Genomic DNA, 10,604 nt, shown 5'->3' with positions numbered 1-10,604 from the left:
CCCCTGCTCACGGAAGGCGACCGTGCCGTACGCCAGGCCGACCGGGTACAGGCGTTGCAGGACAAGGCGGCGCAAGGACGCGAAAGCTGGCGCTGCCGACGCCGCGCACGAGCGTGCTTGCACTGGTGGAGTGCAGGTATTCCATATGTGCGCTATTCCGATCCGCACGGCGATCACCATCACGGGATGGCCTGTGCGAGACCACATGGTCTCCCGGCAGCGCGATATGCGGCAGAAGAGGATGTTTTCCGCCTGATTGCTGAGTCGAAGGCGATGTTCGTCACGGTGAGATCTTCGCTGCGAGTCGGCGGGAGTTCCTGGTGCGCAGACACTACGACGATGACCAGATCGCCGCCCTGGTCTACCTGGTCGCCATGATCAACGCCGCAACCGGCTGCTGGTGATCACCAAGACCACAGGCGGCTCCTACTAGGCCGGCACATTCGACAACGTCGCGAACTGACCGGCACACCAATCCCTGCCCGGCCCAGGGCCGTTCTATCCCGGGCCGGCGCGCCGTATGTGCCAGTCCGAACAGCGCGATCAGCGGCATCGGCGAACGTTCGGCCAGTCCGTTCGAGCTGCGCACAGGTCTGTCGCGTGCACTGTGTCACGCTTGGACGCGAAGGCCGTCGAAGAGGAAGTCCAGCAGTGTGTGGGCTTGCTGGGTTGGGTCCGGATCTCCTTCAGTGGCAAGGGCTATCGCGTTGACGAGCTTCAGTAACTGGGGTGCGGTCAGCCCGGAACGGATCTCGCCCGCGTCTTGAGCGCGCTGTAAAAGGCTGGTTGCCGCGGCGAATATTTCTTTCCGGCACCAAGATTCGGTCGATGTGCCTATGACTGCGAGCAGCGAGGCCGCGAGGCCGCGGGTGGCGCTGCCCTGTGCGACAACGGTGTCGAGCCACAACCTGAGCGCCTCGGCGGGGGCGTGTGCCGTGGCCAAGTCGCCCGCTCGGTGGACCAGTGCCTCTATGTGGTCGTGGTGGACCGCTTCCAGTAGTGCCTGTCTGGTCGGGAAATGGCGGTAGAGCGTGGCATTGCCGACCCCGGCGGCGCGTGCGATGTCGTCCAGCGGCACCTGCGGGCCGTGTTGGGCGAAGGCATTGGTGGCGGCGGTGATGAGCCGCTCGTAATTGCGCAGCGCGTCGGCACGGGCCGGTCTGCTCGGGGCTGGTGTCATTACACTCCGATTGCAAAACGGGGATAGTCCCCGTATTGTAGCCGACATTAAACGGGGACAATCCCCACTTATTGCCGATACAGGCGAACAGCGCTACTCGAGGAGGATGCGATGTCGGACATCGTGTTGGTTACCGGAGCGACGGGCACCCAAGGTGGCGCAACGGCTCGCGCACTGCTGGCGGCGGGTTGGCGGGTGCGTGCGCTGGTGCGTGACCCGGACACCGCGGGTGCTCGGATGTTGGCAGGGGCAGGTGCGGAACTGGCGCGTGGCGACATGGGCGACCGAACCACGCTGGATACGGCGGCGGCGGGTGTTCACGGGGTGTTCAGCGTGCAACCGACCGCGGGATACCCTGGCACACCTCCCGGATTCACCGTGGACGATGAACTGAGGCTGGGCCGCAATGTCGCGGATGCGGCCGCGGCAGCGGGTGTTGCTCACTTCGTTTACGCCTCGGTCGGCGCTGCGGACGCCGATCACGGCATTCGCCGCTGGCAGAGCAAGGCGGAGTTGGAGAGATACTCGACTCGGCTCGGCCTGCCGACCACCGCATTACGCCCGGTGCGCTTCATGGAGAACCAGCTCGACCCCCGCTTCGGCTTGCGCGAGGGAGTACTCACCGATGTCATCCATCCGGACGTACCCGTGCAGCTGATCGCGGGTACCGACATCGGTGTCTTCGCCGCACGGGCTTTCACTCACCCGGACGAATACATCGGAGCCGCGGTGGAACTGGCGGGCGACGAGCTGACCATGACCCAGATCACCGAGGCCATGAGCCGGTCCCTCGGACAACCGATCGAATACCGAGCGATCCCACGAGAAGCGTTGTCGGACAAGGACCCCGACGCCCTCGCCGGCTACCGGTTCGCCAACCACGGCGGAGGCTGGAATGCCGACATCGTGTCGCTGCGGCGATGCCATCCGGAACTGCTGGATTTCACCACCTGGCTGGAGCGTAAAGGTGCATGGCAGTACTCCGCTTACACCGCCCGACCCTGATGAACATTGCCGAAGACATGCACGGGCAACTCGATCGGCGGAACTGCGTAGTGCCGGGTCCGCACATACCGCCCGAGATATGCACGCTCATCGGCTACTTAAGACTGGTGGTAGGGCTCGGTCCAGGCCGGATCGAGCCCAGGCACCCGGCGGGAGGCTCCCTCGAGCGGCTGCCCCCGGTATGCTTCGGTGTGGCTCTCTAATGGCTTGCGTCCCACCGGGTGCCGTGCGGGCGTGGCTGAAAAGGGGTTTGCCCAGTTCGAAGTAGCGGTGCCTCCCGCACGGACACCTTGTTCGTTCGGATTCGGAAGGATACCGATGCCGGTCATCATCGGGATGGACCCACACAAACGCTCGGCCACCATCGAGGTCATCGACACCGACGCGAAGATCCTGGCTGTCGGCCGCTATAGCACCGACACCAGCGTATACAGCGAAATGCTCACCGCGGTACAGCGTTTCCCGGAGCGGGTGTGGGCGATCGAGGGCTGCAACGGCATTGGCCGGCACCTGCGCACCGACATCTGCGGGGGTATGCACTCCGATGCCGGTGTGTCGGCGCTGGCGGTTGTACCACCGAGCGAAGGAATCCATGAATTGCCTTGCCTCGGCGAGTGGTCCGAATCGCTCCGGGAATTCTGGCACGTATTTCAAAGTTCTTGAACAGCGATTCGGGGTCGGGTAGCCCCGGTGCATTGCAAAGTGCGCCCCCCTCCGAACCGGACGTGTATGTCTCCACGCATCCGGCTCTCCACATGTTCACACCGCTGGCGCGTGGTCGGTGCCGGGTTGCCAATCTGCCCATGGTGCAGGGATTTTCGAGCCCCGATATCCGTCACGGCTGACCGTCACCTCTCGTGTTCGGAATAGCTCGACGCGGCGGCCGCTGATCTGCCAGTTCGGCCAGAATCGGCGACGTAGCGTTCCCCAGGTCAGATCGAAATGCCGTTTGTGCAGCCAATACGCCTTCGCCCGCGCCGGTCAGGTTTTGGCCGATGTTGCCTCGTTGCTAGACCACATCCTGCCCAAAGCGATCCGAAGCTGGGTCGTCTAGCAGGTGCGGGTTACGGAGTGCGGAATGTCTTCGGTGGTGGTTGTATTCGTCTTTCCAGTCGCTGATCACGACCCTGGCCTGGGTGAGGGACCAGAAGCTGTTGATGTTGAGGCATTCATCGCGCAGGCGGCCGTTGAACGATTCGATGTAGCCGTTGCGCCAGGGCTGGCCGGGTGGGGTGTACGCCAGCCCGACCCGTTCACCGGCCCAGTCGGCCATCGCTTGGCAGGCCAGTTCGGGTCCGTTGTCGCAGCGCAGCGCGGCCGGGTAGCCGCGGTCGACGGCGATCCGGTCGAGCTCGTCGATGAGCCGATCGGCGGTGATCGACCGCTCGACCAGGCCGCCCAGGCATTCGCGGGTGTGTTCATCGACGATCGAGACGATCTTGACCGGGCGGCCGTCGTCGGTGGCATCGAATCGAAAATCCACTGCCCACACCCGATTCGGCGCGTTCGCCTCCGCTGTCGCGGTGGTGGAGGTGCCCACCCGTTTTCGGCGGCGTCGCTGCGGCACTCGTAGTCCCTCGTCGCGCCAGAGGCGTTGGATCTTCTTGTGGTTGACCGTCCAGCCCTCGCCACGGGCGTCGTGGTAGGCGCGGCGGAAACCCTGCCGTGGATGCGCTTTGGCCCAGTCGCGTAATCAATCACGCAGCGCCGCATCAGGATCCGTGGCGGTCTGTGTGGCCGATGGGCGGCGCTGGGTACTTCGGTGTTGCCCGGTGACATGGCAGGCGAACCGTTCGCTGAGGCCCAGCACCCGCATCAGGTGCGCCACAGCCGTCCGCGGGCGTTCCGGGTCTAGAAGTTTCCCTTGGCGATCTCCTTGAACGCCGCCTTCTCCAGTTCGGCCTCGGCGAGAAGCCTTTTCAGAGTGGAGTTTTCGCGTTCGAGGTCCTTCAACCGCTTGGCGTCGTCGGCCTTCAGACCGCCGAACTGATTGCGCCAGCGGTAGTAGGTGGCCTCGGTGATCTGCAGGGCCCGGCACACGTCGGCGACCTCTTTGCCCTCGCCCAACAGCCGATCGGCCTCGCTCAGCTTGCGCACGACCTGCTCCGGAGTGTGCCTCTTGCGTGTCGCCATGATCTTCGAGCCTTCCTGCCCACTACGTGGGCCGCAAGGGCTCTCACACTCCCCGGACCGAAATCATGGGGTCAGGTCAGTGGCGCCACCACCAGAAATAAGGTTTCATGGGCTTAGGGAGAATCAGCACACGGGTTGCAAAGTCAGGCAACCGCATGCTCACAGTAACCCCAGTCCCATTCTCCCCACCACTGCGCCGAAGCCGAAACGCAATGCGCCAGTTGGACAGTCGCCACCGCTATCGGCAACAAGCGGGTACGTCAGCAGCGAGCAACCGTTGACCGACAACGCCGAGGACAGCCACGAGTGGACCGCCGAAGAACTGGCCTACCTCGACAAGATCCAAGAACAACTGGCCGGCCCCCTTACGGAACGACAGCTCGCCATACTGCGCCGCTGGTGGCACGGAGGCTACGCATCAGACCAATGAGCGGGTCGACTGTGCCCCCTCCGGCATAACGACGATCATCCATGCCCCATCACCTCGACACGATCAGGTCCACCGCAGCTCACCCAACGAGCCTCCCACTAACCCGCAGCAGCATGATACTGCTCGCGATGCTCGATCCAAGGCCGTTGACGCTCTTCCTCACTCATCGCCAACAACTCACGCAACTTCACCCACGCCACCTCATCGACCGGGGTATAGATCTGCATCCACGCATGCGGCAACGCAGGCAAACTCATACTCGTCAAGAACATCTCCAACTCCCCCACCGCCAAATTCCGGATCTGCTTCGTCCGACTCGCCGGAACCGCCACATCATTACGAGCCCACAAAGCAGCGAAAGTCTCACTCTCCGCACACAACTCAGAGATGAAACCCTCCCACCCCGGATCACCCAGATTCTTCACATACGAACCACGCAGGTAACCGACCATGCGCCGCAAGTCATCCCAATTATGGTGATAGGTGTTGCAGCACTCCGGAGTCAGAAACACCCGACGAGCCACATTACGCTCACCCTTCACAAAACCCGGGCACAGCGCCTCATACGACTTATTATGCGCAAGCACGTCATAACGCGGACTCAACACCACACCCGGCAACGGCTCCAGATGATCCAGAATCACCTGAAGCTCCTCCGGCAGAGCCGTTCCCGCATGCGCGCTCGGCACCGTCGGCACATCCGCCAACCGATACAAATGCGCCTTCTCCGCAGCATCCAACGACAACGTCCGTGCAACCGAATTCAACACCTGCACACTGACATTGATATTTCTGCCCTGTTCCAGCCACGTGTACCAGGTGATGCCGATTCCGGCGAGTTGCGCGACCTCTTCGCGGCGTAGACCAGGGGTCCGGCGGCGTGGGCCGGGTGGCAGGCCGACGTCGGAGGGGGTGATCCGCGCGCGGCGTGATTTCAGGAAGGCGCCCAATTCGGCGCGGCGCGCCTTGCGTACCGCGCGGACGTCCACAACATCGGGCCCATCTGTCGCCCGACCATCACCCCTGATCGATTCGCTGCGCGATGCTGCCGTCATAACGCGATCATCCCGGATCCCGCTAGCGGTATCCAGGTGCTGCCAGTAATAGTTTCAGTGCGAGCGCATGTCGCGCAGGACGTCCCGTGCTCGGTCGAATACGGCCAGTGGCGGGCTCATCACGAGGTTCGCCAGGCCGGTCTCGCCCGCATGGGGGTGCGGCCGGGTCGGGGCGAGTCTCTCGGCGGCGCGCACCATGCCGGCCCAGCGTTCGAGTTGGTTGACCGAGAACTGTTTGAGCAGGAAGGGGAATTCCTCGGTCTCCTCGTGTGCGGCATGTTCGGAGACCTTATCGGCGAATACGGCGAGCTTCGCATCGAAATCGGGATGGTCGACGCCCATGTCGTACAGTTCGGCCAGTGCGTGCTTCACCGCGTTTTCCTCGGCCAATCTGGGGCCGATGATGTCGTCGGCGCCGAAAGCCGCGCGCCGCGCCACCGCATGCACGACCTCCTCCTCCGCGGTTTCGTGTACCGCGAGTAGGCGCACCAGCTCGGTGAACAGTTCCCGCTTATCGTCCTGGCCCGATTTCAACTTCTCGAGCAGGCGCCGGATCTGCTCGTGCTGGGCGGTCAGCAGATCGATCACGTTCTGATCCAGCTTTCCCATCGTGCACCTCATTTCTGCGGCGTGGTACTACACATCTTCCCCCGAAGGCCGACCAGCGCGCCACGGGCAAACTCGCCACCGAGCCGATTCCTACCCGCACCCCTGGGTAGGCCGGCAATATGGACCATGCCGAAGCACCTCTACTCGATGCCCTTGTCGAATACCGTGAACTGGACCGATACGGTTTCACCCCGCCCGGCCACCGACAGGGCCGCGGCGCGGACGAACGCGTGCGGCGCATCCTCGGCGCCGAGACATTCGGTTCGGATGTCCTCGGCAACAGTGGACTCGACGACCGCAAGGCAACCGGTGGCTATCTGGCACGTGCCGAGGAGTTGATGGCCGATGCGGTCGGCGCCGACTATACGTTCTTCTCGACGTGCGGTAGTTCACTGTCGGTCAAGGCGGCGATGATGGCGGTCGCGGGCGGGTCACCGGGGCTGCTGGTGGCGCGCGACAGCCACAAGTCGATTGTCGCCGGTTTGATCTTCTCCGGTGTGCAGCCGCGCTGGATCACGCCGCGCTGGGATGCCGAGCGGCACCTGTCCCATCCGCCGTCTCCCGAGCAGGTACGCGAAACCTGGGAGCGCCATCCGGATGCGGCGGGGGCCTTGATCGTCAGCCCGAGTCCGTACGGAACATGCGCCGATATCCAGGGTATCGCCGAGGTGTGCCATGAGCGCGGTAAGCCGCTCATCGTGGATGAGGCGTGGGGCGCGCATCTGCCGTTCCACAACGAATTACCCACGTGGGCAATGGATGCGGGTGCGGATGTCTGTGTGGTCAGCGTGCACAAGATGGGCAGTGGATTCGAGCAGGGTTCGGTCTTCCATCTCCAGGGCGACCTGGTCGAACGCGAACGTCTATCGGCATGCGCCGATCTGTTGATGACCACCAGCCCGAATGTCATGGTGTACGCGGCATTGGACGGGTGGCGACGCCAGATGGTCGAGCACGGTAGCGAATTGCTCGGCGCCGCATTGAAATTGGCCGGACAACTTCGCGCCGATATCGAGGACATTCCGGGATTGCACGTACTGGAGGACGAGTTGCTCGGCGCCGAGGCCTCGCACGACCTGGACCGGATGCAGGTTCTCATCGATGTCGGCGAGCTCGGGCTGTCCGGCTATCAGTGCGCCGACTGGCTGCGGGAGAACGCGCGCATCGACGTCGGACTCAGCGATCACCGCCGGATCATGGCGACACTGTCGATGGCCGATGACGAGGCCACCACCAGGCGGCTGCTCGATGTACTGCTCTCGCTGAGCGCGGCGGCCCCGGAAATTCCTGCGCCGGAACCGATTCGACTTCCCGATCCGCAAGACCTCGAACTCGAAACCACGATGCTGCCCCGCGACGCGTTCTTCGGGGCCATCGATACGGTCGAGATGAAGTCCGCTGCCGGGCGGATCGTCGCCGAGCAACTCACACCGTATCCGCCCGGCATACCGGTCGCGGTGCCCGGGGAGCGGCTGAACGAGGCGGTGATCGACTACCTGGCCACCGGGGTTCGCGCCGGAATGGTGGTGCCGGATGCCGCCGACAGTTCGATGCGGACGGTCCGGGCGGTGGCGGACTGACGCGCCGAATCAACTCGGCTCCGGCCGGCGGAACAGTGTAAGCGCCGCGGGGCGGCTCGTGAAGGTGAAGTCGTTGCCGCGGTGATCGACCTCGCCGTCGGTGGCCAGGGCGACCGGGCCACCGTCGACGCGCACGGTCAGCCCGTCGACGCGGCGGATGACGTAGGTCGCGGAGCGGTCGAGGGTGCCGGTGAGGGTGGCCCAGATCAGGCGGGTTCGGGAAAACGGCAGGTCCGCGCGCAGATATCGAATATCGAGGGTCCCGTGGTGCAGTGCGGGACGCGACATCGGGATCTGGTGGGCGGGGCGGTAGTGGCCGTTGCCGACGAACAGCATCCAGATCGCGGTCCGGGTACCGTCGATGGTCGTCGGTAGCGGCTGGGCCCGAAACAGTACGCGCACCATGGCGATGCCCGCGGCGGGCCATTTGCCCAGGCGCGGCTCCCAGTGTTCGCGGAAACGGACGAAGTCGGGATAGCCACCGAGGCTCGCGGTATTGACGAAAGTGCGCGGCGCGAGTCCGTCGGATCGCACCTCGGCGGTATCGGTTCGGACCGCGTCGCCGGATTCCAGTGCGGCCAGGGTGTGCTCGGGGTGATCCACTCCGGTATCGCGGGCGAAATGGTTGAGGGTGCCACCGGCGAATACCGCCAGCGGAAGCCGATGTTCGACCGCCGCGGCCGCGACGGCCGAAACTGTTCCGTCGCCGCCGAATACGCCGAGTGCGGCGATATCGTGGCGGCGGGCGCGTTCGTCGAGCTGGGCGGTGAGGTCTTCGGTCACCGCCAAAACCTCAGCGGCGGGCAGGTTTTCGTGTAGTAACTGCACTTGCTCCGAGCCGGCGCCGCCGCCCGAATCCGTATTGACTACGAGCAGCAGCCCGAATCCGTTGTGCATAGCGGTTATTCGTTCATGCGGACCCAATTCGGCAGGCTCATCGTCACGCTGCGCCCACCAGCGTCGGGTACCGAGGGCGATCGCACTGCCCAATGCCGCGCCCGCGATCACATCGGAGGGCCAATGCACGCCGATGTGCACGCGTGAGTAACCGACGGCCGCGGCTATCGGCGCGACAACGACCGCGGCGGCCGGAGATTCGAGGGCGACGCCGGTTGCGAAGGCCGCCGCGGAGGCGGAGTGGCCGGAGGGGAACGATGAGGATACCGGCGGTGTCACCAGCCGTCGCACGAAGGGCACCGACTCGTCCGGCGGTCGACGGCGCGGAAACAGCGGCTTCGCAATGCCGTTTGCCACCGAACTGGCCAGCGCGACCGAGAGGAGCCCGCGCACAGCCGCCCGTCGCGGTGCTCGGCCGCCCATCGACATCAGCGCAGCCACGACCAGCCACAGGCGACTGTGGTCGGCGCTCATGCTCAATGCCCGCAGGAACCGATCGGCGGGGGTCGGCCGCACCCGCGCACTGCGCGCCACCAGCCACGCGTCCACGTGACCCGAGAGCTTCGGTGACTGCTTGCGCATGCCCACAGGCTATCCGCGATTCGGCGAATGGAGCGTCACCTGCCAGGACCTGGCAATCGAGTGTGGGCTCACCGCCGACGGCAGGGCCCGACGTTCCGTTCGACCGATATCGATCGACGCACCACGGACAACGCCGTACCCTGCCGCCCCGCATGGCGGGGCTGGCAGGTTGTTTACAGCTACTCCGGCCAGGGCGGCGGCGGACCGCTCCGGTCAGACAGGGAACGTGACTCCGGTCAATTGCTCCGATACCGTCCACAAGCGTTGCTGAATCGTCGTGTCATGCGATTGCGGACTCGATTCGACGATTTTCGGGTAGCCGCGGGTCTCCAAGAATCCACCCGGCCCGTAGTACTGACCGCCGCGCACATTCGGGTCGGTGGCCGCGCGGACTATCGACAAGGCACCCATCGCTGGGCTCTGTGTAACGATGGGGGCGACAAACGGCACCAGCGCCCGTAGCGCAGCAGGCATATTGCGCATCAAGTCGGTATTGGCAGCACCTGGGTGCGCCGCGACCGCGATCGTGTCGGCGGTGCCGGACAAGCGACGTTGCAACTCGTAGGTGAACATCAGATTCGCCAGCTTGGACTGGCCGTACGCCGCCACCCGGTTGTAGGACCGTTCCCCCTGAAGATCGTCGAAGTCGATCCGCGCCCGGATACGGTGGCCGACGCTGCTGACCGTGACCACCCGCGAGCCCGGTACCGCCAGCATTCTGTCGAGCAACAGGCCGGTGAGCGCGAAATGTCCCAAATGGTTCGTGCCGAACTGCAGCTCGAAGCCGTCGCTGGTGGTCTGCCTCGGCGTGTACATCACCCCGGCGTTGTTGATCAGCAGATCGATCGTGGAGTATGCGGACCTGAGCTGTTCCGCGGCATTGCGCACGGATTCCAGCGAGGTCAGATCGAGCTGTTGGACGGATGTGTCCGCGCCTGGGACAGCGTCGGCTATACGGCCCGCGGCATGTTTACCCTTGTCCACATCCCGCACTGCCAACACCACCGACGCGCCGTGCGCCGCGAGTGCCCGAGCGGCCTCGAACCCGAGTCCACTATTGGCGCCGGTGACGACCGCCAGTCGGCCCTTCTGAGCTGGTATGTCTTGCTCCGTCCACCTGTTCGCCATATTTC

The 10,604-nt window shown here is 64.6% G+C and carries 8 protein-coding genes and 3 pseudogenes; 4 read left to right on the top strand and 7 right to left on the bottom strand.

The features are described 5' to 3' along the window. Nucleotides 1-320 precede the first annotated feature (320 nt). Nucleotides 321-433, top strand: a pseudogene (locus tag ON44_RS54340) (carboxymuconolactone decarboxylase family protein); the annotation flags it as partial. A gap of 177 nt (nt 434-610) precedes the next feature. On the opposite strand, the gene ON44_RS43420 reads toward ON44_RS54340, so the two are convergent. Beyond that, a complete protein-coding gene (locus ON44_RS43420) occupies nt 611-1,180 on the bottom strand; it encodes a TetR/AcrR family transcriptional regulator (protein ID WP_040701003.1) in 570 nt (189 codons plus the stop codon). A gap of 111 nt (nt 1,181-1,291) precedes the next feature. Between ON44_RS43420 and ON44_RS43415 the strand changes: the two genes are divergently transcribed. After that, complete coding sequence (locus ON44_RS43415; RefSeq protein ID WP_040701001.1) at nt 1,292-2,185, top strand: NmrA/HSCARG family protein; 894 nt, start codon at nt 1,292-1,294, stop codon at nt 2,183-2,185. A 486-nt stretch (nt 2,186-2,671) separates the two neighbouring features. Here ON44_RS43415 and ON44_RS53255 read toward each other — a convergent pair. Both ON44_RS53255 and ON44_RS43405 read right to left on the bottom strand, forming a co-directional pair. Beyond that, nucleotides 2,672-2,867: pseudogene (locus tag ON44_RS53255) on the bottom strand (integrase core domain-containing protein); the annotation flags it as partial. 327 nt (nt 2,868-3,194) lie between these two features. After that, nucleotides 3,195-4,318 (bottom strand): annotated as a pseudogene (locus ON44_RS43405) (IS3 family transposase). A 277-nt stretch (nt 4,319-4,595) separates the two neighbouring features. Here ON44_RS43405 and ON44_RS51170 point away from each other — a divergent pair. Beyond that, nucleotides 4,596-4,748, top strand: coding sequence for a hypothetical protein (locus ON44_RS51170; protein WP_157187619.1), 153 nt, complete (start codon nt 4,596-4,598; stop codon nt 4,746-4,748). Between the two features lie 98 nt (nt 4,749-4,846). On the opposite strand, the gene ON44_RS43395 is transcribed toward ON44_RS51170, so the two are convergent. Then, a complete protein-coding gene (locus ON44_RS43395; RefSeq protein ID WP_063721727.1) occupies nt 4,847-5,803 on the bottom strand; it encodes a helix-turn-helix transcriptional regulator in 957 nt (318 codons plus the stop codon). A 54-nt stretch (nt 5,804-5,857) separates the two neighbouring features. Next, nucleotides 5,858-6,412, bottom strand: coding sequence for a hemerythrin domain-containing protein (locus tag ON44_RS43390; RefSeq protein WP_051183330.1), 555 nt, complete (start codon nt 6,410-6,412; stop codon nt 5,858-5,860). 119 nt (nt 6,413-6,531) lie between these two features. On the opposite strand from ON44_RS43390, the gene ON44_RS43385 reads away from it, so the two are divergent. Continuing rightward, nucleotides 6,532-7,992, top strand: a complete 1,461-nt coding sequence (locus ON44_RS43385; RefSeq protein ID WP_040700992.1) for an aminotransferase class I/II-fold pyridoxal phosphate-dependent enzyme — start codon at nt 6,532-6,534, stop codon at nt 7,990-7,992. A gap of 9 nt (nt 7,993-8,001) precedes the next feature. On the opposite strand, the gene ON44_RS43380 is transcribed toward ON44_RS43385, so the two are convergent. Together ON44_RS43380 and ON44_RS43375 are read right to left on the bottom strand one after the other, a co-directional pair. Next, the gene (locus ON44_RS43380) at nt 8,002-9,471 is read right to left on the bottom strand and encodes a bifunctional phosphatase PAP2/diacylglycerol kinase family protein (RefSeq protein WP_051183329.1); all 1,470 of its coding nucleotides are present in this window, start codon (nt 9,469-9,471) and stop codon (nt 8,002-8,004) included. Nucleotides 9,472-9,684: 213 nt separating this feature from the next. Further along, a complete protein-coding gene (locus ON44_RS43375; RefSeq protein WP_040700991.1) occupies nt 9,685-10,599 on the bottom strand; it encodes an SDR family NAD(P)-dependent oxidoreductase in 915 nt (304 codons plus the stop codon). Between the last annotated feature and the right edge of the window lie 5 nt (nt 10,600-10,604).

The sequence above is a fragment of the Nocardia vinacea NBRC 16497 genome, assembly GCF_000308835.1.
Classification (GTDB): Bacteria; Actinomycetota; Actinomycetes; order Mycobacteriales; family Mycobacteriaceae; genus Nocardia; species Nocardia vinacea.
This window is presented reverse-complemented; position numbering and strand designations above follow the sequence as displayed.